This window comes from Shewanella sp. S1-49-MNA-CIBAN-0167 (assembly GCF_040310145.1).
Lineage (GTDB): Bacteria > Pseudomonadota > Gammaproteobacteria > Enterobacterales > Shewanellaceae > Shewanella > Shewanella psychromarinicola.
The window spans coordinates 218,716-244,316 of the sequence record NZ_JBEOPO010000001.1 but is presented as its reverse complement, the minus strand read 5'-3'; the positions used below and the strand labels follow the sequence as shown (position 1 = coordinate 244,316).

At 43.0% G+C, this 25,601-nt stretch carries 23 protein-coding genes, 1 other RNA gene and 1 pseudogene; 11 read left to right on the top strand and 14 right to left on the bottom strand.

The window, feature by feature from the left end; all coding sequences use genetic code 11:
- The coding region (locus AAEZ00_RS01125; RefSeq protein WP_351088066.1) for an IS91 family transposase at window positions 1–585 on the top strand (585 nt) is incomplete at its 5' end.
- A gap of 256 nt (window positions 586–841) precedes the next feature.
- On the opposite strand, the gene AAEZ00_RS01120 is transcribed toward AAEZ00_RS01125, so the two are convergent.
- The 4 genes from AAEZ00_RS01120 to AAEZ00_RS01105 all read right to left on the bottom strand — a co-directional run bounded on the left by AAEZ00_RS01120 (window position 842) and on the right by AAEZ00_RS01105 (window position 5,692).
- Complete coding sequence (locus tag AAEZ00_RS01120; protein ID WP_351077570.1) at window positions 842–1,213, bottom strand: DUF4844 domain-containing protein; 372 nt, start codon at window positions 1,211–1,213, stop codon at window positions 842–844.
- Between the two features lie 392 nt (window positions 1,214–1,605).
- Entirely contained in the window at window positions 1,606–2,715 is a 1,110-nt protein-coding gene (locus tag AAEZ00_RS01115) for an IS91 family transposase (protein ID WP_351077577.1), read from the bottom strand.
- Window positions 2,716–2,719: 4 nt separating this feature from the next.
- Entirely contained in the window at window positions 2,720–3,556 is an 837-nt protein-coding gene (locus AAEZ00_RS01110; RefSeq protein ID WP_351077580.1) for a tyrosine-type recombinase/integrase, read from the bottom strand.
- A 1,593-nt stretch (window positions 3,557–5,149) separates the two neighbouring features.
- Window positions 5,150–5,692 (bottom strand): hypothetical protein, encoded by a 543-nt coding sequence (locus tag AAEZ00_RS01105; protein WP_351077668.1) that lies wholly within the window; start codon window positions 5,690–5,692, stop codon window positions 5,150–5,152.
- Window positions 5,693–5,764: 72 nt separating this feature from the next.
- Between AAEZ00_RS01105 and AAEZ00_RS01100 the strand changes: the two genes are divergently transcribed.
- On the top strand, window positions 5,765–5,953 hold the full coding sequence (locus AAEZ00_RS01100) for a hypothetical protein (RefSeq protein WP_351077583.1): 189 nt from the start codon (window positions 5,765–5,767) through the stop codon (window positions 5,951–5,953).
- Between the two features lies 1 nt (window position 5,954).
- On the opposite strand, the gene AAEZ00_RS01095 is transcribed toward AAEZ00_RS01100, so the two are convergent.
- Together AAEZ00_RS01095 and AAEZ00_RS01090 are read right to left on the bottom strand one after the other, a co-directional pair.
- Window positions 5,955–8,276, bottom strand: a complete 2,322-nt coding sequence (locus AAEZ00_RS01095) for a YgiQ family radical SAM protein (RefSeq protein WP_101033042.1) — start codon at window positions 8,274–8,276, stop codon at window positions 5,955–5,957.
- Between the two features lie 202 nt (window positions 8,277–8,478).
- Entirely contained in the window at window positions 8,479–8,874 is a 396-nt protein-coding gene (locus tag AAEZ00_RS01090) for an MAPEG family protein (protein ID WP_124013214.1), read from the bottom strand.
- Between the two features lie 343 nt (window positions 8,875–9,217).
- Here AAEZ00_RS01090 and AAEZ00_RS01085 point away from each other — a divergent pair, with 343 nt between their 5' ends.
- From AAEZ00_RS01085 to AAEZ00_RS01075, 3 genes are all read left to right on the top strand, one after another.
- Window positions 9,218–10,438 carry a threonine/serine exporter family protein gene (locus AAEZ00_RS01085; protein ID WP_351077588.1) on the top strand — a complete coding sequence of 407 codons (1,221 nt, stop codon included), beginning with the start codon at window positions 9,218–9,220 and terminating at the stop codon, window positions 10,436–10,438.
- Window positions 10,439–10,687: 249 nt separating this feature from the next.
- Window positions 10,688–12,367, top strand: a complete 1,680-nt coding sequence (locus AAEZ00_RS01080; protein ID WP_351077591.1) for a ShlB/FhaC/HecB family hemolysin secretion/activation protein — start codon at window positions 10,688–10,690, stop codon at window positions 12,365–12,367.
- Between the two features lie 205 nt (window positions 12,368–12,572).
- The gene (locus tag AAEZ00_RS01075) at window positions 12,573–14,726 is read left to right on the top strand and encodes a TonB-dependent receptor (RefSeq protein ID WP_351077594.1); all 2,154 of its coding nucleotides are present in this window, start codon (window positions 12,573–12,575) and stop codon (window positions 14,724–14,726) included.
- 56 nt (window positions 14,727–14,782) lie between these two features.
- On the opposite strand, the gene rnpB is transcribed toward AAEZ00_RS01075, so the two are convergent.
- An RNA gene (gene rnpB / locus AAEZ00_RS01070) (RNase P RNA component class A) lies at window positions 14,783–15,139 on the bottom strand.
- A gap of 54 nt (window positions 15,140–15,193) precedes the next feature.
- On the bottom strand, window positions 15,194–16,036 hold the full coding sequence (gene rsmI / locus AAEZ00_RS01065; protein WP_101033050.1) for a 16S rRNA (cytidine(1402)-2'-O)-methyltransferase: 843 nt from the start codon (window positions 16,034–16,036) through the stop codon (window positions 15,194–15,196).
- A gap of 89 nt (window positions 16,037–16,125) precedes the next feature.
- Between rsmI and AAEZ00_RS01060 the strand changes: the two genes are divergently transcribed.
- From AAEZ00_RS01060 to AAEZ00_RS01045, 4 genes are all read left to right on the top strand, one after another.
- Complete coding sequence (locus AAEZ00_RS01060) at window positions 16,126–17,949, top strand: penicillin-binding protein activator (protein WP_351077597.1); 1,824 nt, start codon at window positions 16,126–16,128, stop codon at window positions 17,947–17,949.
- Complete coding sequence (locus AAEZ00_RS01055; protein ID WP_101033052.1) at window positions 17,946–18,272, top strand: YraN family protein; 327 nt, start codon at window positions 17,946–17,948, stop codon at window positions 18,270–18,272. Before AAEZ00_RS01060 ends, AAEZ00_RS01055 begins: the two co-directional genes overlap by 4 nt.
- A gap of 128 nt (window positions 18,273–18,400) precedes the next feature.
- Window positions 18,401–18,994: a phosphoheptose isomerase gene (locus AAEZ00_RS01050; protein ID WP_101033053.1), complete on the top strand. Its 594-nt coding sequence runs from the start codon at window positions 18,401–18,403 to the stop codon at window positions 18,992–18,994.
- On the top strand, window positions 18,991–19,560 hold the full coding sequence (locus tag AAEZ00_RS01045) for a BON domain-containing protein (protein WP_124013208.1): 570 nt from the start codon (window positions 18,991–18,993) through the stop codon (window positions 19,558–19,560). The genes AAEZ00_RS01050 and AAEZ00_RS01045 overlap by 4 nt, the downstream gene beginning before the upstream one ends.
- Before the next feature lie 37 nt (window positions 19,561–19,597).
- On the opposite strand, the pseudogene AAEZ00_RS01040 reads toward AAEZ00_RS01045, so the two are convergent.
- The 4 genes and pseudogenes from AAEZ00_RS01040 to rpe all read right to left on the bottom strand — a co-directional run.
- Window positions 19,598–19,828, bottom strand: a pseudogene (locus AAEZ00_RS01040) (DMT family transporter); the annotation flags it as partial.
- Window positions 19,829–19,928: 100 nt separating this feature from the next.
- Window positions 19,929–20,927, bottom strand: coding sequence for a tryptophan--tRNA ligase (gene trpS / locus AAEZ00_RS01035; RefSeq protein ID WP_101033055.1), 999 nt, complete (start codon window positions 20,925–20,927; stop codon window positions 19,929–19,931).
- A 41-nt stretch (window positions 20,928–20,968) separates the two neighbouring features.
- The gene (locus tag AAEZ00_RS01030; protein WP_124013206.1) at window positions 20,969–21,658 is read right to left on the bottom strand and encodes a phosphoglycolate phosphatase; all 690 of its coding nucleotides are present in this window, start codon (window positions 21,656–21,658) and stop codon (window positions 20,969–20,971) included.
- Between the two features lie 30 nt (window positions 21,659–21,688).
- Window positions 21,689–22,360 (bottom strand): ribulose-phosphate 3-epimerase, encoded by a 672-nt coding sequence (gene rpe / locus AAEZ00_RS01025; RefSeq protein WP_101033057.1) that lies wholly within the window; start codon window positions 22,358–22,360, stop codon window positions 21,689–21,691.
- A 271-nt stretch (window positions 22,361–22,631) separates the two neighbouring features.
- Here rpe and AAEZ00_RS01020 point away from each other — a divergent pair, with 271 nt between their 5' ends.
- Both AAEZ00_RS01020 and AAEZ00_RS01015 read left to right on the top strand, forming a co-directional pair.
- On the top strand, window positions 22,632–23,009 hold the full coding sequence (locus tag AAEZ00_RS01020; RefSeq protein WP_124013205.1) for a hypothetical protein: 378 nt from the start codon (window positions 22,632–22,634) through the stop codon (window positions 23,007–23,009).
- The gene (locus AAEZ00_RS01015) at window positions 23,009–23,188 is read left to right on the top strand and encodes a DUF2970 domain-containing protein (protein WP_101033059.1); all 180 of its coding nucleotides are present in this window, start codon (window positions 23,009–23,011) and stop codon (window positions 23,186–23,188) included. Before AAEZ00_RS01020 ends, AAEZ00_RS01015 begins: the two co-directional genes overlap by 1 nt.
- A gap of 35 nt (window positions 23,189–23,223) precedes the next feature.
- Here the strand turns inward: AAEZ00_RS01015 and AAEZ00_RS01010 are convergent, their stop codons facing one another.
- On the bottom strand, window positions 23,224–24,060 hold the full coding sequence (locus AAEZ00_RS01010; protein ID WP_124013204.1) for a Dam family site-specific DNA-(adenine-N6)-methyltransferase: 837 nt from the start codon (window positions 24,058–24,060) through the stop codon (window positions 23,224–23,226).
- 132 nt (window positions 24,061–24,192) lie between these two features.
- Window positions 24,193–25,596 (bottom strand): ATP-binding protein, encoded by a 1,404-nt coding sequence (locus AAEZ00_RS01005; protein ID WP_124013203.1) that lies wholly within the window; start codon window positions 25,594–25,596, stop codon window positions 24,193–24,195.
- Window positions 25,597–25,601: the final 5 nt, after the last annotated feature.

The window sequence follows — 25,601 nt, the reverse complement described above, 5'->3', positions numbered from 1 at the left end:
GGCAGTTTTAACAAAACTCAACAGCACTGGAAAAAGAACAAAGGCAAATACCTGTTCAACGCCTTTAATATCGCCAATGTCTGGCGTGCACGCTTGCTGGAGTATTTGGCAAAGCTTAATCTCACACTGCCAACCTCACTGCCCAAAAAGTGGGTAGTAGACTGCCAACATGTGGGCAAAGGCTTGCCTGCACTGCAGTATTTATCACGCTATCTTTATCGCGGCGTACTGGCTGACAAAAATATCAAAAGTCATGTCGATGACAACGTGAGTTTCGAGTATGAAGACAGCCAAACAAAGTCGACAAAAGTACGCACCTTACCCGCCATAGAATTTCTCTGGTTAATACTGCAACACGTATTACCGAAGGGATTAAGGCGAGTGCGTGACTATGGATTACTCAGAGGTAACGCCAAAAAGCTCAGGCTACAAATACAGCTTATGCTGGCAGTTGCAGGGGCAACGTTTCCAATCATTCCTGAGATAAAGCGCAGATTAGCAACCCGCAGTTGCCCCTGTTGCCAGCAACCAATGCGCTTTATGGGCGTAGTGGCACGACCGACAAACTTAATGACCTCAACCTAATGTTGAAAATAATAAGAATAATGGTTTAACTGAATACCGTGGAGGATTAATTTAACGCACTGAAATTAATAGAGTTAAATAATTAGCAGAGGGGCTAAGGGTACTTGCTGACTACAAAAAACTAGCACGATAACCATCACATCAAACAGCGCGTTTTCTCGAGCTGTTATTTACATAATAAAGAGTCACTCTCGGTGTTCGGGCTTGTTCAACACTTGGGATAAGGACGCGGCTTCGCGCGGCCTATCCTTATTTGTTAGTGTGAACTTGGCTCAAAACCGTAGCGCCACTCGTTTAACCTACCGTCTGAGGATTCAATTTTATAGATATCCATGATTTCCTCCATATAAGATAAACCACGCTCTATTTCTTCAGAGTCCATTTTAGCGAGTTGTTTTGCTGCAACTTTTAAAGTTAACCAAAACTCATTTTCAGTAAAGCTATCAGGTGGTGATTCAATGAGTTTTACCAAAGCTGAATTTATTACATTTTCAGCTTCGATTCGAATTAATTCGTCTGGTGCTCCTGGATAAAATAGAGCTAAGTTTGCAAGGAACTTCTTCTGTGACTTTAATTCTCGCAGAGCCTCTTTGACTTCACTTCCATTTGATAGCATTTTAATTTCCATTTCATTGCAGCCTTGAATTAAACATAAGACTAACAGTATTCGCAAAAGCTTCATTTGTTCACACTAACGTTTTAGTATTTATGCGTTGCGCTGTTTGCAGGGCATAAATCGCTTGTTGGACTTGGCCGATGCCACACCCATATTAATCGGTATGCTTTATGCTATAGGAATTTGCTTTTTTACGGTAGTTGTTTTTTGTACAGCACTTCGGCTAATCGGTTGTTCTGATTACACCTTTTAAGGCAGGTTTTATAATATGCCATGTTTCCCCATTGCTTGATCATTGCCTTTCCGCCTGATTTTTCGGCTTGCGGATGTGTGTTGTCGCCTCAGCCAATTCAACATTAACTAAGTCAGTTTTTTCCCGATTATCTCACCCGCTTTGATGGTGATTAACCTGACAACCTTCGCTGCGCCTCACGCGCTAGCATGGTTAGCAGTGGTACGAGCCCCACAAACATTAACCGCCCATTAGCACACTGTGGACAGCACCAGTGCCCTAGCGTTTCAGTTGTTGCGTTGATGTCTTTAAGGGGGTTACTACCAAGCTGTTCTCTAATTTGCATGAGCTTTTTACGTCGACAACTGTTGGCTAAAAAACCAAAATGCCTTATCCGCATCACGCCTTTTGGCAGTACATGTAATAGGTAACGCCGGATGAACTCTTCGGGAACCAATTGCATGATTTTACGTTGATTATCCCGATAATCGGTGTAACGCATATCGATTGAACTGGCGGTGACGCGCTTTAGCCGTGACTCATGCAACATGCCTTTTCGGGTATAACGCCCGAGATAGGCCACTACCGTTTCAGCTTTATAAAGACAAGCTTTACTGTATACGCACCACTCCTTTTTGATGAGGTTATCAGCATCAGGAATTGTCACTTCACGCTGGCGCAGTGCCGCCAACATCTTGGCTTTAAACACTTTTGATACCGCCTTAACAGGAAAAAGATAATCACTTTTCACACCTCGCCACTGCCCTTGCTCTGTGACTGCGCCTCCCGGGATTAAACAGTGTAAATGGATGTGCTGAGTTAAGGTTTGTCCCCAGGTATGCAATACCGCAGTGCACCCAAGTTGACCTTGCAAGTGTTTGCGGGTCATTCCAAATCGACTTAAGGTTTGCCATACCGCCTCGAAAAGTGCGCTGTAGAGATGCTTTGCCTGCGCCTCGCTATGAGTGAGTTCATTAAGTTCATGGGGTAAGGTAAACACCAAATGAAAGTAGCGACAGTGCAGTACTTGCTGTTGCTGCTTATCTATCCATGCTTGGGTTTGTTTACCTTGGCAGCGTGGGCAATGTCTGTCTCGGCATGAGCAGAACACGCTCTGCTGATAGTGGCATTGATTACATTGCCACTGCTGTTGGCCTAGGGCTGCGGTGCGACAACTCAAGATACGTTGGCACACTAATCGTTGCTGATGGCTCAGTCGGTGATGTTGTTGATAGTGGCCATAATGCGTTTGCAGAATGTCACTCAAGTGATAGTGCGCCATATCATCACCCCAAATCAGCGAGTAAATCGCCTCCTTTATGCCCAAGGTCTGGCGACCAATGAAGATACCGCTCTGTGGTTTTAATGCTTTTATGGCCGAGCTGGTGTTGTAGCTGATTAAGAAGCATACCCGCGGCTAATTGATGTGTCGCGTAAGCATGGCGAAGACTGTGTGGACTGCAAGGTTTGGTTATCCCTGCTGTTAATGCGGATTTCTTCAGCATTTTGCCCACGGTTGAGACGTCTAATGGGTAAGTGTTTCCGTGATAGTACACACCAAATAACCACGTTTGCGGCCGATACTTTAGCCAGTAATGCCGCAGTAAGTTCAGCAATGATGGTGAGATGATAACGAGACGGTCTTTGGCTCCCTTTCCCTGACACACTTTGAGTAACTGCCGCTGACCATCAATGTCAGCGACTTTGATATTCACCAACTCACTGACCCGTAATCCACAGCCATAGCAAAGCGCTATCATGGTGTGATATTTCTGGTTTGGGCAGTGCTGTAATAACTGACTGATATCTTGCTTACTGAGCACTTGCGGCAGTTTTTGGGTGGCCCGAGGTAAACACATATCAATAGTGAAATGACGTTTAAGGACATGTTCAAAGTAAAAATGAATACCGTTCAGTTGAAGTTGGATGGTTGCTCGAGACAAACCTTTATCAAGGTTCAAATAACGAAAATAGGCACTGAGCTGTATATCACTCACGGTATCAATGGGTTGATTGTAATGCTTCACCAGTTGATTAATGGCATAAAGATACGATTTTCGAGTGCGTTCAGAGTAGCGCCTAAGTGTAATTTCATCGTGGAATAGTTGAGTGTGAACTAACATGACTTACCTCCTTGATAGTGGGAAATCCACTGAGGTAAGTGTGGTGTAAATAGCTGGCTTTTGGGCTCCGCGCAGCGGCTTAGTTCAACAGCGTATTAGCGAGAATTCCGATAAACATCCTGAGAAGCTCACCAAAACTCAACATCCATACTACTTTAATTATTAATAATTTTAGTAACTTATCAGCTTAAATAACCCAAATCAATCACCTTTTAGTCTAGGCAAAAGCGAGAATTTAGATAATCGAGAATAATACAAACTCGTTATGTAGAGCAGATATATTAACAAAAATCAGCTAATTCAATTAGATATAATTATCCTTTAGGTAAAACCGAGAATTTTCGCAATTACATAACGAGAAACAGCACTGTTGTTTTAACACAAATGAATTATAACTGTATAAAAACACAGTGTGCTGTGGCAAAGATTTTATGATGTTCATCGTAGATAGATTTACATCAAAATGGTGCTTTCATAAATTAGAAATAAATACGTTTGAGCAGAGCTAAAATTGGATTTTCCTAACAAACTTTGAGACAAAAGTAAGTTAGTTATACTGACTTTAAAAGGGCTGATTCAACACTTAACTTGAGGCCGTTGAAGACTATTTATAAAAGAATGCGTGAGCCTGACATGGCCTTTCACGTATATCCATATACTCCAAGGCATTCAGGCATCCTGCCTATCAGATGTCAGGCTAGCTTTCGCGGTACGGGGTCGTTCTTTGGCATCTGCCCCATATGGATATGGGAAATGTCATTATGATTTAGGGAACACCATTGACCATGCCACCACGACATTCATGAATCCATTTACATCAGATCCCCATCGGAAGCGTTAGCATTTTCACTCTTTATTGCAAAATGGGCCGAAGCAGCATACAAATGAATTTAAAAGCTGGATCAATCCCCATGGCGACCTTTTCGCATCTGTTGTTTAAGTAAATAGGGAAAATGTTGCGGGGCGGCTGGGCCAATTCTTTTAAAAAGAGTAAAGAGGGAATAGCCGTTGATTTCCTCTTGGTCTGGTGTGGGTGAAGCGCCACGACGTTAGTGGCCGCAGGCCATAGCCTAAACAAGCTTTGGTGCACAAACGAGTTAGTTTTCTTGACTTGGAAATGGACAGATTCAACTCTGAACTTGAGGACGTTGAAGAAAATGACGTGAGCTGGCCAAGGATGGCCAGCTAGCTTTCGAGGGGAAGGGACGCCCCATCGGAAGCGTTAGCATTTTCACTCTTTATTAATAAGATGGGCCGAAGCAGGATTCAAACGAGGCCAAAAGCTAGATTAGTTTCCGTCGCGACCTTTTCGCTGTTCAGAAAATGTTGCCGGAACGCTGAGGGTTTGCAAAGGGGTACAAGCGCTTTACCCATTTGCTCTGGTGTGGGTGAAGCGCCACGACGTTAGTGGCCGCAGGCCATAAGTGCAAAAGTACAAAAGAATAAACCTGGATCCCGGCTCACGAGCATTACCGGGATGACGATTAAATTAGCCTGGGTAAGTTGACAACTTACTACCTTATTCTGATATCGGTGAAGCGCCACGACGTTAGTGGCCGCAGGCCATGCCTAACCGATATACCTATCAAAGACCTATTTATATCCCCAAGGTTTCGGCGGTAATGCGACAGGTTTAGTGAGATCAAACTCTACTTTAAAGTCGCGATTTTCTCGGCTTAAGCGATAAGTAAACGTATGGGCTTCAATCATCATCTGCCATTCGTTAGTGACCGACTGGGTTAAGCCATGTTGCTTAAAATTAGCAATGGACTCATCATCTACAGGAAAAGTCTGCATATTTGCAGTGCCAGTATCGCGTGTATCACCACCATACATAGTCACTTTATCTTCGCTGCCATCTTGATGGCGATGGTCATGCTTTAAGCGTAATCCGGTATCGGTTTGAGTTATCACCCAAGTGCGAGAGTGATCATCGCCAACATGAAATGGAATACGTAACTGATGATCGGTGCATTCTCTTACATGCATAACTAATAATTTGCCACTAAAGCCATCCCCTTCACCGCCACCAGCAGTGACTTTACCCGCAAAAGCTTTACCGCAAAGATCGCTGATCGCTTCAAAAAATTGCTGTTGCTGTACCGAGTTAGCGGCATAAGCAGGATTAACTAACATAGCGCTACCACACAGCAGTACACCACTGAAATATCCGCTAAGCCTAATTAACGTTGGCATAATGATCGTTCCTTGTTTATCAAACCATTGGGTCATTTAATCAATAAAGTGCCGTCGTATAACAAAACGGCGACTGAGCAGACTAAATTAAAAGACCAAAGTATCGAACCAGATTACCTTGTTATTGAATCTGTTGCTGCTAAAAAAACAAAACCCGCAAACGTTAATGCGGGTTTTTATGACGGTAAGTTAACGTGTTAGCTTACTTGGCGTATTTAGATTTAGTCGCCCAAGTGGTCGCTTTAGCTGGACGCTTAGCGCCTTGGTTTTTGGGTGCTTGCCCTTTTGCCGCTTGGCCCGAAGCTTTGGCTGGAGACTTTGGTTTCTGCCCTACTGGCTTAGCACTGCCTTTGTCTGCTTTAGTGGTACCTTTACGGTCTTCAAACTGATCAGCAGAAAAACGCGTCATGGCCTTTTGACCCCCTTGCTCTTTCGCTTTAGCCGATGGCTTTTGGCCCCACTTCACTTTCGTTTGTTCATTACGGGTTTCTGGCGGCACCAAATGATTTGGTCCATTACCAATTAACGACTCTTTACCCATGGCAACTAGCGCTTCACGGATCATCGGCCAACCCAATGGGTCGTGATAACGTAATAAGAATTTATGCAATTTACGCTGACGGCCTTTTTTCGGCACTGTCACTTTTTCACTATCATGCTTAACGTTTTTCAGTGAGTTCAGTTCGGTATGATAAATCGTGGTCGCATTGGCCATCGGTGAGGGATAAAAGTTTTGCACTTGGTCGAGCTTAAATTTCTGCCCTTTTAACCATAACGCCAAATTAACCATGTCTTCATCGGTGGTACCAGGATGCGCCGAAATAAAGTACGGAATTAAAAACTGTTCTTTACCCGCTTCTTTAGAAAACTTATCAAACAGTTCTTTAAACTTGTCATAGGTTCCCATACCTGGCTTCATCATTTTACTGAGCGGGCCGTCTTCGGTATGTTCAGGGGCAATTTTTAAATACCCACCAACATGATGCTTAGCTAACTCTCTAATATATTCTGGGTTTTCGATAGCCAAATCGTAACGAACACCCGAAGCAATTAACACTTTTTTAATGCCAGGTACTTCACGTGCCGCTTTATATAAATCGATGGTGTGTTTATGGTCGGTGCCTAAATGACCACAAATAGACGGATACACACACGACAAACGTCGGCAGGTTTTCTCCGCTTTCTCACTGGTACAGCCTAAACGGTACATGTTTGCCGTTGGGCCGCCCAGGTCAGAAATGACCCCGGTAAAGCCCGGCACTTTTTCTTGAATGTCTTTAATTTCTTTAATGATCGACTCTTGCGAGCGACTTTGAATAATGCGTCCTTCATGCTCGGTAATCGAACAAAATGAGCAACCACCAAAACAACCACGCATGATATTGATTGAAGTCTTGATCATATCGTAGGCGGGGATTTTCTCATCACCATACATGGGGTGCGCAATACGCTGATAAGGTAAATCAAATACCGCATCCATTTCATCGGTGTTTAGTGGCCACGCAGGTGGATTAACCCACACTCCGCGGTTGGCATCATGGGACTGAAATAACGCTCGAGCACAACCCGGATTTTGCTCTTGGTGTAAAATCCGTGAAGCATGGGCGTATAAATATTTGTCTTCGCTGACCTTATCAAATGCCGGTAGCAACACATAGGTTTTTTCCCACGGCTTAGGTCGTGGCGGCTGAATACTAATCGCTTTAGGCGCGTCGTTATCAAAAATTTTGTTGTCGGAAGGACCCGATAAATTACTGCAGCCAACATCATCGGCACCATAAGGATTCGGCAGCGGTTCAATTTTGTGTAACTGATCGATTTTACGAGAATCCATACCGCGCCAACCTGGCATAGGTGCTTTACGCATTACCGCAGTACCACGAACATCATCAATGTCGCTAATGGCTTCACCCGCCGCAATACGGCGGGCGACTTCCATCAGTGGACGCTCAGCATTACCGTAAATTAAAATGTCTGCTTTGGCGTCAAAAATCACGCTGCGACGCACTTTGTCTGACCAATAATCATAGTGGGCAATACGACGTAAACTGGCTTCAATACCGCCAATGACTACCGGTACTTCTTTAAAAGCTTCTTTACAACGTTGGGTATAAACGGTCACGGCACGATCTGGGCGTTTTCCGCCAATGTCACCAGCCGTGTAAGCATCGTCATGACGTAACTTACGATCAGCCGTGTAGCGGTTAATCATCGAATCCATGTTGCCAGCGGTCACCCCAAAAAATAAGTTTGGCCGACCGAGTTGCATAAAATCATCTTTATTAGACCAATCTGGCTGAGAAATAATCCCCACCCGATAACCTTGTGCTTCTAACATTCGCCCAATTACTGCCATACCAAAGCTAGGGTGATCAACATACGCGTCACCTGTCACGATAATAATGTCGCAACTATCCCAGCCTAATTTATCCATCTCTTTACGAGACATAGGTAAAAAAGGTGCGGTTCCGTAGCATTGCGCCCAAAACTTTGGATAATTAAATAACGTTGACTCAACTTGCATGTATATGACCTACATAAATGGGGAAAATCAGTCTGCCTGATCCATTGACAACATCAGCCTGTGGCTGAATTTAACGGACGCAGATTATAGCAGTACCGCGACACTAAGTGTGACTAAAAAAACACCAAATGTGAAATATTTTTATCCTGTTATACCCTTGTAAATTGAGTGGTCATATTGCTATTCCCTCATGTTTTCAATGTTATAACCCAAGAAAGAAACCAATATTAGCAACAGCTAAAATCAATAGTACAATCCAGGTGATTAATACGCCGTAAAATCGACCAAAATGATAATCACCCTTGCCTTGATTAAGTCCAATAGCATGCAGTAAACGCGCAACAATCCAAGCCGTGCCCAAACAATGTACCAAGTACATTGGCATACCATTAAATTCAGCTAGCACCAATAAAATTAACACTATGGGGGCATTTTCAATTAAATTCCCGTGGGCTCTTATGGCAACGGATAATCCTTGATGGCCGCCATCACCTATACCAATTTTATTCGCTCGGCGAAATTTAACCACTTTGTAAGATAATGCTAAAACCAACAGTGCCGTTAAGCCAGCATATAAACCCGATACCATCAATGTCATGAGTTATTCCTTTAAAAGACTATATTATTGTTATTACATCAATATTTAATAAGTTGAGTATAGCCAAACGACCTCGAAACACCGGATTGAGCAAGTATAGAGGTGACAGAGTTCAAGGCATGAAATAGCTGGACTAGTTATTCTATTTATTCTAGTTTTCTATTTTATAACACTGAAACAGGTTGCTTCTCAACTTGCCCTTCAGGAGCTCTGAAACGAGCATGTTGAAGTGGCTTAGCGATATAACATCATATTGGATCAGTTTGGCTGTAAACACACGCCTTAATCGGTTAATATTCGCGCCAAATAAGCTCATCACCTTACAAAAAGTGACTATCGCCCAGTGGATAATCAGGATTTTTTAGAAAAACGTCGATTTATCATTAAATTAGGAAAAGCCTTACACAAGTTTGGTACCCCGGCGTATCGCTTAGAATCTCACTTACAAACCGTATCAACGACTCTGGGTATCGAAGGGTATTTCTTAATATCACCCACATCGATGACCTTCGTACTTCAGCATGACACTGAGCAAGAATACAATCACGTAGCCCGTGTGAATCCGGGCGATCTCGATTTAGGCTCGTTAGCGCGCACCTTTGAACTGGTAGAAGAACTCAGCTCTGGGCAACGGACACTGCAAGAAGCCCTTGATCGCTTAGAAGAAATAGCCAATAAGCCTAATCCTTATGGACACAAACTGACGTTATTGGCCTTTGGCACAAGTGCGGGCGGGTTTGCCATGCTAATGGGCACAGGTTGGCACGATGTTTTTTGGTCGGCCATACTTGGCTTACTGGTATACGGTTTAGTCTTTTGGGCTGAACGATCAAAACGTATCGCCGAAATGCTCGAGCCCATGGCGGCGGTTATGTGCGCCATCTTGGTCTCCGGTATTGCGCAATTTGACCCCAGTATCAATTTACCTGTCACCATTTTGTCTGGGATCATTATCTTTGTCCCTGGCCTTGCGCTCACACTCGGTTTAGCTGAGCTAGCCGCCCGCGATTTAATCTCTGGTACTGCGCGCATTATGGACGCTGTGATGCAGCTGTTTAAACTGTATTTTGGCGCCGTGCTCGGCATGACCATTGGTAAAGCCATCTTTGGTGAGGCCATTTATGTTGAACCCATTCCACTGCCACGCTGGGCTATTTGGTCTGCGGTGCCGCTATTGTCTATGTCACTGGTGATCATCTTTAAAGCGCGCTTAAAAGACTCTCCTTGGGGGGTTTGTGCTGGCATTGTGGCATTCTTTTCTGCCATGCTCGGAGGAATTTACTTAGGCGAATCCATTGGCATATTTGTTGGCGCGTTATCGGTAGGGATATATTCAAACCTCTATGCTCGCTGGATGAAAGCACCTGCATCCATTGCATTACTGCAAGGCATCGTAATTCTTGTGCCTGGCAGTAAAACCTATATTGGCTTAAATGCATTAATTTCAGGTGAAACCATGCTTAACCAAGCGCATTTGGGGTCGCAAATTTTTCTCATTTTTATGTCTTTAATCGCTGGACTCATTTTTGCTAACGTTGTTGTACCCCCTCGTCGTTCGCTGTAAACGTTAGTCTTGTCCTCATATTCCTATCGACTTAAGGGCTGCTATTATTGCAGCCGTTATTTTTACAATCTAAATATCCACACAATTTTGATGGCTAAATGAAATATTTATTCAAGCTAAATGCTTGACTATTATATTATTCAGGTATGATATAAAACAAATAGGCAACATAAAAACCTCATACAGGAAACAATACTTCAACGCTTGCTGACCTATTAAAGACATAACAATAAAAATAAGGACGAAGCTATGCCAATAATATTTACGGCAGTATTTTTTTTCGCCATCCTGCTTGCTTCGTCTTGTGTTCAAGCAAACATAATTGACACTAGGGCGCAGTTAATAGTCAAAGATGACTCTGTCACCCGCAAATCATCACCATCGACAACCAATAAGCATGATGTCGACAAGGTCACTAACATTGTGGTGGTCAGTCATCCTATTTTTGACGAGTCGGCACCCGATGCTATTTTCCTACATCGCTGGGCCAATTATCTGCATATCAATACCAAAGAATCGACTATTCTCAATAGCTTAAGCTTTGAGGAAGGCGATAGCCTTACCAAGAAAGATCTTCAAGAAGCGCAGCGCTTACTGCGCTACGAACCTTATATTCGTGACGCTGATATCAATATCGCCAGAAAAGATCCTCTCGCCGATGACAACGTTGAAGACGTGGTATTAGTAGAAACATGGGATAACTGGTCACTACTGCCAACGGTCAGTTTGAGTAAAAATGGCGGTGACACCAAATACTCATTTGGCATAAAAGAAGATAACCTACTGGGATTAGGAGTTAAAACCAAAATAAAATATCAATCGAGTGCCGAACGCACCGGTTACAAGTTTGCCTTTGATGCTCCAGTAAGGTGGGTTAAACACGGTAATGTGTCGGTTGATTTTTACGATAACAGCGACGGCCAAGCATCGGCAATTGCCTTTAATAAACCCTTCTACACACTCGATACTCAGAATATGTACACCTTGTCGTGGTTGACCGATACGCGCATCGACACCACACGACAAAATGGCCAAGACATTAATGAATTTGAGCATGTGATTGATTATACCAATGTAGGTTTTGGTTGGTTAGTCGACAAACAAGCAGATCAATTGCATCGTGTTAGTCTGGGGATTACCCAAGATAATCATCAATTTAGTAACATAGACGATTACCCAGTTTCGCCTTTACCTTTTGATCGTGAGTTTGTTTATCCTTGGATCCGCTACGAATACCTGCAAGATCAATACACAGTATTGAATAATATCAAGCTGATTAATAAAAACGAAGACTTTAACTTAGGTTGGCATCATACGGTAAGTGTAGGATTTGAAACCAATGACATCGCCGACAATGCGGCTATGGGTTATCACGTAACGGCTTCAAGCAGTCGCGGTTGGCAACAAGACAATCAATTATTGTTAATGAGTTTAACTGGGCGGACCGATATTCAAACTGGCCAACAAGATTTTTATAATGTGGGTTTAGCTGCGGAATATTTTCATCAAATTAGCCCTAAATGGACCGCCTACTCCAAGGCGCGCATTGCAACCTCACACAATAACTATCTTGATCAAACGTTTGCACTTGGTGATGAAACCGGCGTACGCGGTTACCCCAATGACTACCAGCATGGTGATAATCAATGGTTGCTCACGAGTGAAATCCGATACTATCCAAACATCAATTTATATCAACTGGCCGAGTTAGGCTGGGCAGTATTTGCCGATATCGGTCAAGCAAGCAGTGGCCCAGATGAGCAAAATGAAGTTGATGGTCCTATTGGTAGTATTGGTATTGGCGCACGGATTTACTCTTCTAAATCCAGTTACGGTAACGTAGCCCATGTTGACATTGCCGTTCCGATCACCACAGGTAACGACATCAATGCTTGGGAGTTCAGGTTCCAAGTGAAAGATCATTTCTAACCAGGCAGGCTCTGTTGTTACCACAGCGCCTAACTAGAACGGTAGCACTAACGAGTAAACGATTAAGACTAAACAATCAACACTCACTCGTTAAATGAATTATTAATATCCATTTGATTTAATGTAAATAATGTAAATAATCTGCGTTTGTTAATGATAATGAATATCATTACCTCCCATTCATTATTTCTTAATCGGTATACCTATGTTATTCAAGCCTAGCCAATTGGCTATAGCGACTCATTGTGCATTATTTTTATTAGCACTCCCCGTAGCTAATGCCAATGCAGAATCATCATCACAACCCACAGACAACAATGCCCCAATGGAGCGAATGATTATTACTGGCAGTCGCTCAGCCGAACGGATAGACGAAGTCCCCTCTTCAGTCACGCTTATTGAACAACAAACCCTTGCACAAGACATGTTAGTCACCTCTGAGTTACAAAACTTACTCGCATTTCGCGTCCCAGGACTGGCGCCAAGTACAGGCACATCAAGTAACTCAGGGCAAAATCTCCGTGGTCGTGCCGCATTAGTGATGATTGACGGCGTGCCCCAATCTACCCCATTACGAAATGGCAAATTAGGCATAAGCTCTATCGATGCTGGAGCAATTGAACGTATCGAGGTGATTAAAGGGGCAACCTCTATTTATGGCAATGGTGCTTCAGGCGGGATCATCAACTACATCACTAAACGAGCCAGCGAAGATAAAGCACGCGTTAATGTCGGGGTTTCCAGTAAATTTAGCGCGGTAAAATTACAAGACAGTGCCGGTTATCGAGTTGATACCTCAATAGACGGTACCCTTGGTGACTTTAGCTACGTATTGAGTGCCATTACAGAAAAAACAGGCGTGGAACGCGATGCTGAAGGTGACGCCATCGGATTAGTTTATGGTTTATCAGAAACGAAATCGAACAACTATTTTACCAAACTCGGCTACCAACTTGATGACGACAAGTCGATTCAACTGACGTATAACTACTACGAAGCCCAACAAAACTCAGACTACATCGATGTTGCTGGCAATGCTAACACTGGCGAAAAAACTTACGCCATAGAAAATACTACTGGGATTGCAAAACTGGGCGCCCCTCAAGGGCCGCGCGGCAATCATAACCTAATGTTAAAATACGTCGACTATGAGATATTCAATAACACCCAATTAACCGTCGATGGTTACCTGCAAAAAATTGAAAATATGTTCTTCTTTTCAACGGCACTCGCTAACCTAAGTGAAGGTTACGAAGGCGGCCAATCGTTTATCAAGTCAGAAAAGAAAGGCCTGCGGATTAACTTTGCCACCCAAGTTGATTGGGATAATGTCGAATCAAGCTTTATTTACGGTATTGATGCACTGCAAGACATCAGTTCACAACCATTAGAAGACGGCCGAATTTGGGTGCCTGAAATGGACATGCGTAACTTAGCGGTTTATTTACAAACTAAGTTTGTCATTGCCAATGATTGGGTTTTAAAAGCCGGGATCCGCCAAGATAGCGTCGAGTTAACTGTCGATGATTATCAAACCTTAACACTCTGCCGAACCCCAAGTACTTGCTCAGTACCTTTTGATGTCACTGGCGGAGAATTAACATATGACTCAACCACTTATAATATTGGCTTACGTTACAATATCAATGCGTTATTTAACCCGTTTATGAGTTTTTCCCAAGGTGCAGATATTTCAGATATTGGTCGCCTTTTACGTACCGCCACGGTTGATGATATTGCGTTAATCCGCACAGAGTCATCCATTGTTGATAACTATGAAATCGGTTTTGCAGGGCAATGGGGTGATGTCAATTATGAAATTGCTGCCTACCGAAGCGAATCAGAATTAGGTACAAGTAATAGCTTTGATGCAACAACAGGCATTTACTTACCCGTACGTGCACCACAAAAAATTTGGGGTTACGAAGCACAAATTGACTATCGTGTATTTGATAATCTCAGCACGGGGTTAAGCTATAGTTGGATTGAAGGTAAAGACACCGATACCGATACTTATCTAGATGGTGGCACCATATCACCACCTAAATTAACCGCTTATGTCAGTTGGCAGCCTGTTGAAGAGGCAAGTATCGGCATTAACTACATGTCTGTTGGTGACCGTGATCGATTTGAGCCGATCGATGGCGCATATATTGGGTCTCAAGGCCCTATCGAAAATTACAACCTAGTAAACCTAACCAGTCGCTATCAACTCAATAATTGGCAACTCTCACTAGGGGTAGAAAACTTACTTAATGAAGATTATTTTTCTGCCCGCTCACAAGCTTCGACTAACGCGAGTTACTATACCAAATCACTGGGTACCACCATTAATATGGGCGTAAAAGCCAGCTTTTAACCCAGGAAAAGTAACAAAAAAAGGCCTCGCATTGCTGCGAGGCCTTTCATTATAAAGAGGTGAGTTGGCCGATAAGCCGGGTCTTGTCGTGGACAGTTATTCATCTAGGCCTGCAATCACTCACAGGCTCAAGCGACCTACCCGGTCCCAACGCGAGCAGCGCCATACGGGACCCTATTTGGTCTTGCTTCGGGTAGAGTTTACCTTGCTACGAACTATTGCTAGTCGCACGGTGCGCTCTTACCGCACCCTTTCACCCTTACCATTTTTAGCCGAAGCCAATAAATGGCGGTCTCCTCTCTGCTGCACTTGTCGTCGGTTCACACCGCCCAGGCGTTACCTGGTACCCTGCTCTTTGAAGCCCGGACTTTCCTCCCCGTACTTGCGTACGCGGCAACTGTCTGGCCAACTCGGCGCGGATTATAGCTTAAGCAGCGCAACAAACCAATGCATAAGCAACGGACTTTTTATAAATCGAGCTCTAAACCGTATTTATACAAAGCGTTTTTCTTTAAACCGTGTATTTGTGCCGCAATAGCCGCGGCCTTTTTAAGCGGTAATTCTTCACAGAGTAGCTTTAACGTAGTGACCGCGACCGCTGGAACACCTTCTTCATCAGATAATGAGAAGCCGTGACACATGATGACAATTTCGCCTTTCTGTTGATTTTTATCGGCTTCAACTATCGCCAAAACTTCAGCAGCGGTGCCAGATAAAAAGGTTTCGAAAATTTTAGTGACTTCACGCGCCATCACGATTTGTCTATCGGCGCCTAACACTTCAATAATCGCGGCAAGGCTATACAGAATACGATGAGGAGATTCGTAAAATATGAGTGTACGAGGATCTTCTTTAAGAAATTCAAGTTTATCGATACGGGCTTTTTCTTTTGACGGTAAGAACCCCTCAAAACTGAATCGATCCGACGGTAATCCCGATGCACTCAAGGCCGTAATCGCGGCACAAGCACCCGGTAAAGGCACCACTCGGTGGCCCGCTTTGCGGACATAATTAACCAAATGGTAGCCGGGGTCTGAAATGAGCGGTGTGCCAGCGTCAGAAATGAGTGCTATTGACTTGCCCGCATCTAATTGTTCAACTATCCATTGCACTCGGTCACGTTCATTGTGATCATGTAGTGCCGTTTTACGGGTTTCAATACCAAAGTGACTCAGCAGCTTTCCGCTGTGGCGAGTGTCTTCACAGGCGATTAAATCTACCTGTTGCAGCACCTCTAATGCACGAGCGCTGATGTCGCCAAAATTACCAATAGGGGTGGGAACAATATACAGCGCGACCATTTGGTCCATAATTACCTCGATAATGAATCTACCTGATACTTTCGCCAAGCGTAAGAGCAGGTTAAACTAGTGCCAGCATCTTACCAGAGTGAAGCCAAGTGTTAAAAAGACTGAATACTACAAAATTCGTGTGTGCGTTGATTTTCTCTGTATTGGTAGTAGGTTGTGCCGCCAAAAAACAGCAAGATAATGTTGACGTAAACGCATCACTCGTTGCCGCGGAGCATCCGGCTAAAATTTATTTAGTTAATGCTACCAATAGCAGTTTACCAGAAAAGCGTGATCGTTATTTATTACTGGCGGCTCACGCTTATATAAATGATGGTAATTTTAATGCTGCCACCAATGTTTTAACGTCAATGCAAAAGCCAATGGTGAAGGTACCTTCGCTTCTCGCTGAGCATATTTACTTGCGCGCCCGCATTGTTGAAAAAACCAATAGCAGCCAAGCCGCATTAGATATTTTACAGTATCCGCCGCATTGGCAGCTACCACGCTGGCAAATGGCAAGTTATCACCAATATAAAGCCAAGTTGTATAAGCATACTCAGCAGCCCATCGATCAGGTAAAGCAACTCAGCTTATTAAGTAATTACTTACCAAAATCCGAAACGGCCGCCGTTAATGATGTCATTTGGAAACTGCTACAGCCTTTGCATGAAGAAACTGTGCAGTCGTTTATGCGTGATCAATCTAATCCGATTTTTGCAGGTTGGTTGCAACTAACCTATATTGCCAAGCGTTATGCCGTTGAGCCAACACAGCTGGTGCGTTATTTAGGTGAGTGGCAACGCAATAACCCTTATCACCCGGGAGCGGTGAAGTTACCCGCTAATTTAGAAAAAGCACTGAATGCCAAACCCTTTAGACCACAAAATATTGCCGTCTTATTACCGTTAACGGGTCCGCGCGCTGCGATTGCCGAACCAATTCGCCAAGGATTATTATCTAGCTATTTATCTGATTTTGATACCAATGTGTCGCTTAACTTTTATGATACTCAGCAAGGCGTCACGGCGGCTTACCAACAAGCTGTCGCCAAAGGTGCAGAGTTTATCATTGGGCCGTTATTACCCAATGAAGTTGAAGAATTACAAAAAATTAACGACAAACAACAAAGCACTGTGCCTCAATTGTATTTGAACCAAACTGATACATTTACGCCACAGGCAAATTTATTTTATTTTTCATTGTCACCAGCGCAAGAAGCCAGTGATGCGGCACAGAAACTCTATAGTGATGGGGTAAAGCTGCCGCTACTACTGGTAAGTAATGATGCCATTGGCAAGCGTATGGCTGACAGTTTTAAGCAAACTTGGTTAACCTTAACCAGTAATGATGCCGAAGTGTATTATTATGATGCTGGCGACCAAATGAAGGTAACAGTTCAACAAGCACTAGGCGTTACAGATAGCCAAGCGCGAATTAGCAGAATGCGTAATTTATTGGGCAGTAGCGTAGAATCAGATTTTCGTTCTCGCCAAGATACTGATGCGATATACATGATTTCGGGTTCACAAGATTTAGCCCTGCTCAAACCCTTTTTAGATGTTAACTTTAGTGTGTTCTCTGAACCCGTAGCCTTGTATACCACTAGTCGTAGCCGCCTTGAAAACGAGTCGGCGCAGTCGGCTCAAGAACTCAATAACTTGATGATTAGTGATGTACCATGGTTAATGCAATCTAGTAGCGAAACGCAAATGGTGTCAGCGCTATGGAGTGGTTGGAATAACAGCCAAAAACGTTTGTATGTTATGGGTTTTGATGCACTTGAATTGGTCAACCGTTTAGCCCAAATGCGCGCTTTCCCAGGATATCAATTTATGGGCCGCAGCGGTGCGTTATCGGTGGATCCTAATGGGGTGATTGATCGTCAATTGTCTTGGGGACAATATACCCAAGGACAATTAACACCACTATGAACCGCGGACAATTAGCTGAACAACATGCGCGAACTTACCTTGAACAACAAGGTCTGACGTTTGTAGAGGCTAATGTGCGTTACCCATTTGGTGAAATAGATTTGATTATGCGCCAACAGGATGTATGGGTGTTTGTTGAAGTAAAATTTAGGGCGTCAAACCAGTTTGGTGGAGCCTTAAATGCCTTAACAAGCAAACAGATCACCCGGATAAGATTAGCTGCTGATCATTATTTACAACGCCAAAAATTGAATCCACCTTGTCGCTTTGATGTGATTGCGATGAATATTGATGAAATAAACTGGCTACAAGGCTGTTTTTAAGCGACAACTGATTACCATAACCTTGATTTATGGCATCATATAGTCAAATTACCGAGTCTAACTGATGAGCGACGATAAAAAGCCAATCAGAGACATACGTAGACATAATTTAGCGTAAGGATTGTTGCATGTTAGAACGTATTAAAGATAGTTTCACCGAATCGATTCAGACTAAAATTGATGCTGCAGAAGCATTACCTGAGCCTATTGAAAAAGCTGCAGAGATGATGGTGCAATGTTTACTTGGCGGTAATAAAATTCTGTCATGCGGTAATGGCGGCAGTGCTGGTGATGCTCAACACTTCTCTGCTGAGTTATTAAACCGTTATGAAATTGAACGTCCACCGCTACCTGCAATTGCATTAAGCTGTGACACGTCAACGATTACGGCTATCGCCAACGATTATAGCTACGATGAAATTTTCTCGAAGCAAATTTTTGCACTGGGTCAGCCAGGCGATATTTTATTAGCCATTTCGACCAGTGGTAACTCGGGTAACATTATTAAAGCCATGGAAGCAGCGTTAAGCCGCGACATGACTATTGTAGCGCTAACCGGTAAAGACGGCGGCGCAATGGCTGGCTTGATGAGTGTGGGTGATGTAGAAATCCGGGTACCATCAAACGTCACCGCACGTATTCAGGAAGTTCATTTACTGGTTATTCACTGCTTATGCGATAACATCGATCGCACCTTGTTCCCACAGGATGAACAAGCATGATAAGAGCCATACTCATCATCTCAGTCTTGGCAATGCTGCAGGGTTGTGCTGGTGCGGTCATGGTTGGCGCCGTTAGTGGTGCCAAGATGGCAAATGATGAGCGCAGCATGAGCACTCAAATTAGCGATACTAATGCTGACTTTGTTATTGCTAGCGCATTATCAAAACATGATGACCTTAATAATCAAACCAATATCGCGGCGATTGTGATGAACAACAATGTGTTGATGATAGGCCAAGCACCTAACTCAATGCTGCGCGATAAAGCTATTAAAGTGGTGCAAGAGTTACAAATTGGCGGAAAAATACATAACCAAATTCGTATTGGTACGCCAACATCGTTTACCACTCGCAGCAACGACACTTGGGTGACCACCAAAGTGAAAGGCCGCATGTTAAATGAAAAGTCACTCGACATTACTCGAGTAAAAGTGATTACCGAAAACGGCGAAGTCTTTTTACTTGGGTTAATTGACCGCAAGCAAGCTGACTTAGCCGTTGAAATCGCTCGGAATACTGCTGGTGTGCGTAAAGTGATTAAGGTTTTTGAATACACCAAATCTTAATCCTGCGGTACATTGTGGCTTATAGCGATTAAAAAATTCATCCTGCATTTTGCTCGATGAATTTTTTTTGGCCTCTTTTCGCTTGTATCCAAGGGATAATCAGCGACGGCAATACAATAAAACCAGCCCCTACCCAACTTAACCCATCGAGCCATTCATCAAAAAACAACCAGCCGAAAAAAACACAAAACAATAATCCGGTATATTCCGCCACCACGATTTGACTGGCTTGTGCTTGGCGATAGGCCAAAGCACAAAACCACTGATAGGCATTATTTTTCAGGTTAAGAGATGGGATCAATAAGCAAAAAAACAAACAAAAAATAAGCCAGCAAATTGCTGGCTTAAAGGTAAAATTGGCTGATGACTTAGACAATAAGCCCAATTTTTTCATACACATTCTTAAGGGTCACTGCAGCACGCGCTTGGGCTTTCTCTGCGCCTTCAGCCATGACCTGGTGTAAGAATGCCTCGTCAGCACGATACTCTTTAAAGCGCGCTTGCAATGGCTCAAGCATACCAACAACAGCTTCGCCTGTAGCCACTTTCAAATGACCATACATTTTGCCTTCAAACTCAGCTTCTAAAGACGCAATTGACTGACCCGTGCAACCTGACATTAAACTGAGCAGATTAGACACCCCTGGCTTTTGCTCCAGGTCAAAACGCACTACTGGCGGCTCTTCGCTGTCGGTCATGGCTTTTTTTATTTTCTTTAAAATCACTTTAGGATCTTCAAGCAAACCGATCACGTTATTACGATTATCATCCGATTTAGACATCTTTTTAAGCGGCTCTTGCAACGACATCACCTTAGCACCATGTTCAGGAATGAACGGTTCTGGGATGGTAAAAGTGTCGCCATAAGCATTATTAAAACGAGTGGCAATATCACGTGTCAGTTCTAAGTGTTGTTTCTGATCTTGACCAACAGGGATTTCATTGGCTTGATAAAGTAAAATGTCCGCCGCCATTAATACCGGATAATCATAAAGCCCAACGTTAATGTTATTGGCATGCTTTAACGACTTATCTTTAAACTGGGTCATGCGGTTTAACTCACCCATTTGGGTGTAACAATTTAGTGCCCAACTGAGCTGAGTATGCTGCGGTACTTGCGATTGAATAAACACAGTGCTTTTTTTAGGGTCAACACCACAAGCAAGATACAGTGCTAACGTGTCCAAGCAGGCTTCTCGCAATGCTTTAGGATCTTGGCGAACCGTAATGGCATGTAAATCAACAACACAATATAGGCAATCATGACTCTCTTGCATGGCAACCCATTGACGAAGTGCGCCCATATAATTACCTATGGTTAATTCGCCTGATGGCTGTGCACCGCTGAATACTATGGGTTTGGTCATGTGTTTTATTGCTCCAGATTATCTTTTTAAATTTCACATTATTATGAAAGTAAGTATTGCTCTATATCAGCAAAATTTTCGCATACCGCATGGGGATTGCTTAGGCTAATATCTTCGCCGTAGTTGTAGCCATAGGTCAAGCCAATAGACATAACGTTGGCAGCTTTAGCCGCTAAAATATCATTCTTTGAATCACCTACCATCAGTAAATGTGATTCATCTAACTGCCATAGCTTAAGCAGATGTTGCAACGGCATTGGATCTGGTTTCATTTTTGCCAATGAATCACCACCGAGTACTTCACAAAACAAGCCATCGAGACCAAAAGCGGTTAATAATGACACCGTAAAACCGTGAGGTTTATTGGTGACGATAGCAAGTTTGAAACCGGCTTGTTTTAACTTTTGTAATGTGGCTAATACACCAGGATACAAAAGGCTATGCTTCTGTAAATGCTCGCCATAATGATACATAAATTGAGGCATGGTTTGCTCAAGTAATGCCTGTAGTGCTGGGGCATCCTCCGGCATCGCAGACACATAACTTAACGCGCGTTGCATTAACACTTGAGCACCATTACCGACCCAACTGCGCACAAGTGCTTCTGTCACTGGCGGATATTGGCTTTGCGCTAAAGTCGCATTGGTTGCTGCGGCTAAGTCAGGTACGCTATCAATTAATGTACCATCTAAATCAAAAGCAATTGCGCGAATTTTTGACCATTGCATCATGTAAAGTCCCATTAAGTCTTTAAAAATAAATTATGATACCGAAGCGAGTTCAGCACGCATTTGATCAACAACCACTTTATAATCTGGTTGATTGAAAATGGCCGAACCGGCTACAAACATATCTGCACCCGCGGCAGCAATTTCAGCAATATTATCGACCTTTACGCCACCATCCACTTGTAAGCGAATATCAAAACCACTGGCATCAATGCGCGCCCGAACTTGACGAAGTTTATCTAAGGTATGGGGAATAAATGACTGACCACCAAAACCAGGGTTAACCGACATCAATAAAATGACATCGAGCTTATCCATAACATGATCTAAATAATGCAGTGGAGTGCCAGGATTAAAGACTAATCCGGCCTTACAACCAGATTCTTTAATCAGCTGTAGGGTGCGATCTATATGTTCAGATGCTTCTGGATGAAAAGTGATAATTGAAGCGCCGGCGGCAGCAAAATCAGGAATAATACGATCAACGGGTTTTACCATTAAATGCACATCAATATCAGCAGTAATACCGTATTTACGTAACGCCGTACATACCATTGGGCCGATGGTTAGATTAGGAACATAGTGATTATCCATTACGTCGAAGTGAACAACGTCTGAACCTGCATCTAATACGGCTTTAACATCGTCACCTAAACGGGAAAAATCGGCGGACAAAATCGATGGTGCAATTAAAAATGGGCGCATAATCTTCTCTATTGGCAGATCAAAGTGATGACATTTTACCCTTTGCGGCCGCAAGCCTCTAGTCACAAAAGGGAAATAACCACTATCTAATATAGAATTTAGTCAAAAACTAGACCATAAGGCGGATTTGCTATTCTTTAAATAGAAACCACTGTTCAATAACTAAGCGACTTTGCTATAATGAAAAATGTTGTTATCTTAGGGATCTAATAGTAGATTTAACAACTGTTGTAGCATCAATCGAGTTTATACCACGGATAGGACACCTTTTATGGTTAAGCACTTACTACGCAAGCTTTCAGGGCGTGATGGCAAATTATTGCCAGCATCTGTTTTTGCTGTGTTTGCAACGTCGGGGTTGGCATTATTGTTAAGCCAAATTTTACTCACCACCGAAGCTAATTCTGCTAATAGTAAAGCCTGCGTATGCGATAGCACCACAAGCTACAATACTAGTTTGCCAAGTAGTCACCCTACAAATCGTTGTGCTGAGCAATCAGATGATGTCAGTTGGGGTAATTGGGTAACGGGTAATAGCCGCTCGAGCCAATTTCACTTTATTGATTTACTTGAATTGATCCACGGCCACAAAGATAAGCCTTTAAATGATATGCCTACCTCAGGCAGCCCAACTCAGATATCGCGCTAATGTCACTTTGGCGAGTTTTTAGTAGCACTGTAGCGGCCTTTTTTGGCGTTCAGACAGAGCAGAACCGCCAAAAAGACTTCAAAAATCAATCCCCGTTACCCTTTATCATCATGGGAATTATCTTAGCTATAGCCTTGGTTATTTCATTAATGCTGATCGTGAATCAGGTATTAAGTTAACCACCTGCGGTTGTTATATTCTCATCCCAGTAGTACTACTCTTCTTCACGATAATGATGATCGTATAACGCCATAATTTCGTCAACTTTCTTGCGTGAACTGCCTTTTGGGCTAATGTTACGTTGCACCGAAATGGTTGAACAAGATGCGCCACGATACAACTCTCGTGTTAACGGAATATCATGGTTACTGATCAATACCGGAATATTGCGTTCATGGGCAATGAGCCGAGAATGACGGGCAAGTAATGCTTGATCGTCTAGACTAAACCCCGGACCTACATAGGTGGTAAAACTGGCGGTTGTCGATAATGGTGCATAAGGCGGATCACAATAAATGACATCTCCGCAATTCGCCATATAAAAGGCTTGTTCATAACTGATACATTTAAACGTCGCTTGTTGCGCTTTTAATGAGAAATAACGAATTTCAGCTTCTGGAAAGTATGGTTTTTTGTACGAACCAAACGGCACGTTAAAACCACCTTTGCGGTTATATCGACATAAACCATTAAAACCATGACGATTCATGTACAGAAAATATACCGACCGAATAAAAGGGTCACTGCAGAGATTAAATTCAGCACGAATACGGTAGTAGGCATCTTTATCATTCATCTCATCGACAAACATAGCTTTTGCCGCTTGAATGTAGGCATCAGGCTGTTGCTGAACAATTTGGTATAGATTGATTAAGTCTTGATTAATGTCACACAACAAGTAGTCATCAAACTGAGTATTGAGAAATACCGATCCCGCCCCAACGAAAGGCTCAATAAGTCGGTTTCCTGTAGGAAGGTGTTTTGCTAGCTCATCAACGAGCTTGTATTTACCACCTGCCCATTTTAGAAAGGCTCTATGCTTTTTTATCATGAATAGGAATTATACCAGCAAAATTAAAGCTGATAAGTGTACGCTGTTTAGCGACAATTATCATCGGATAAAGTAGATTAATTATGTTGTTTTTTCATATTATTTAATTAGCTATAACTGAATATGACGCGGTTAATCTTGTCGCTTATAATCACTCAAATCTGCCCACTTTCTAACCCATGGAGCAGCTAATGAATATTGTGTCTGAAGACTTTTAGCTTTTAAGTTTGCAACCGTTACGGTATCGAAATCACCTAATAATAAAACATAGCGTTGCTGGTAACTCATAACGTAAACCTGTGGCTCTTGTGCCATTTTAGCTAAAATAGGCGCGAGTGATGCTTTGTCATTAACACTTGCTAGCTGCAAAGTGAAACCTTGTACTTTCAAATTTGGGTTATTATCATTCTCAACAATATCACTGGGCTGAACGACTGCTTGGATCTGTGCTTTTGGCAATTTACCTTGAAAAGATAATCCCTTTATTGATGAACTCACCGTTACATCACTGTGATTGTCTGGAGCGGTGTTGTCGTTAACGTCAGAGATATTACGCTCACCCAGCGAGGTATCTGCAGCCATTTGCTTGTCAAATAACACGAGAGCTTGTTTATTTGCAGTAGACTTAGTGAGTGCCAATTGCCTTTTGGCAAAATAAGCACTCAGTGTCGTGTCGGCAAAATGAGCGACATATTGCTGTGCTTTTACACGTACGATTGATTGCTCTGCTGTCAATGTTGGTGCTAATGATGTTGAAATCGGCACAGGTAATTGACTATTAACCGCTGCCCCAATGGCAACAAAAACCGAGATAACAGCCAAAATTACAAACAGCTTAACTGACAGAGACCAAGAGGGTTTCTCTGTTTGTGGTTCTTCTAATGCTAACGCTAATAATTGAACAACTTCAGCTGGCGTACCCTGCTGTTTCTCTAGTTGTTTATGAATAATTTCACGTGGAATAAACGGCGCTTGCTCGCTGCGGAGCAATAAACTCTGATAAAGGCCATCGCGCTCGGGCACCGATAAAGGTTCAATAGTGACGGGTAGCAATCTAGCGCGTATATCATCAGTTAACTCAGCGACTAAGGTATACCAAAAACTGGGCGTGACGGTCACGGTTACTGCAACAGGTTTTCCTGCACAATGGATTTGACTCAGCAAAATGCATTCAGCCCAAATATCTTTAGGCAATAAATCGGCATCATCAATAATGATGTGCAGCGGCTTTGTTAGACTAGATTGGATCCTAAGCACAGTGTCCATTAAAGGACGTTCATCATCAAAAATAGGGGCGGAGATTAATTGGACCAGAATTTTTCGACGAATTTCAGCGCTATCTGCGTGTTGAGGACAAATGATTAATGCGCAATTATAGTCGTCCAGTTCACTTGCTAATGCGGCTGTCAGTGTAGATTTACCCGACCCCTTGTCACCGCAAATAACCAACAACTGTTCACCATAACTAGCAATATGCTGCAAACGCTGAACTAGCGCTTCTTGAGTGGGGAGTAACAATAGTCCTGGAGTCGTCAATGATT